General features: G+C 54.6%; 1 protein-coding gene. It reads right to left on the bottom strand.

Translation table 11 applies throughout. The features are described from left to right. Positions 1 to 53: 53 nt before the first annotated feature. A complete protein-coding gene (locus F0155_RS23195; RefSeq protein WP_150526932.1) occupies positions 54 to 812 on the bottom strand; it encodes an IS6 family transposase in 759 nt (252 codons plus the stop codon). Positions 813 to 877: the final 65 nt, after the last annotated feature.

Here is an 877-nt window from a genome sequence, read left to right as displayed (position 1 = left end):
GGCTCTGTTGCAAACTTGCGCGCGGGGCGCATGAGGCCTTCCGTTAGGCGCAATTATGCTGCGAGTTGGGCTTCAAGCATGGCAACCGCTTCGGCCATTACACATGGTCCGACACCGAAGGCGCGTTCGATCATGCGTTTTTCGCCGACCGGGTCACGGGTCAGATTGAAGGCACGGCCTTGGCCTTTGCGCAGGGCCCGCATCACTTCAAAACCCTTGATGGTTGCATAGGCCGTCTTCATCGATTTGAAGCCGCGCACCGGTTTGATCAACTGCTTGAGCTTGCCGTGATCGGCCTCCAGCACGTTGTTCAGGTACTTTACCTGGCGGTGCTCCACGTCCTTCGGACACTTGCCCTCCTTTTTCAGCTCGCGGATAGCCTGAGTGTAACAACCAGCCTTGTCGGTATTGATCCTGGACGGCTTTTCCCAATCGTTACAGGCACGAAGCGCCTTGCCGAGAAAGCGTTTTGCGGCCTTCGCATTGCGGGTCGAAGACAAATAGAAATCAATCGTGTTTCCCAGTTTATCGACTGCCCGGTACAGGTACGTCCACTTGCCGCGCACCTTGATATAAGTCTCGTCAACCCGCCAACTGTCGGACATTGGGCGCCGCCATTGCCAACGCATCCGTTTCTCCATCTCGGGTGCATATTTCTGAACCCAGCGGTAGATGGTGGAATGATCAACCAACACACCGCGTTCAGCCATCATCGTTTCCAGGTCGCGGTAACTGATGCCATACCGGCAATACCAGCGAACAGCCCAGAGAACGACTTCGCCACTGAAATGACGGCCTTTGAATGTACTCATGAAATCAACAACCTGCTCTGCAAAAGCTGCTTCTCTCACCACAGAAAGAAATTTGCAACAGAGCC

Origin of the sequence: Roseibium sediminis, assembly GCF_008711325.1 — a bacterium.
GTDB classification, from domain to species: Bacteria; Pseudomonadota; Alphaproteobacteria; order Rhizobiales; family Stappiaceae; genus Roseibium; species Roseibium sediminis.
Note: the sequence above shows the minus strand (reverse complement) of the source record. Positions and strands in the feature narration are given on the sequence as shown.

Excerpts from the sequence above, each read along its gene's own strand:
- F0155_RS23195 (WP_150526932.1), bottom strand. The coding sequence starts at position 812 with ATGAGTACATTCAAAGGCCGTCATTTCAGTGGCGAAGTCGTTCTCTGG.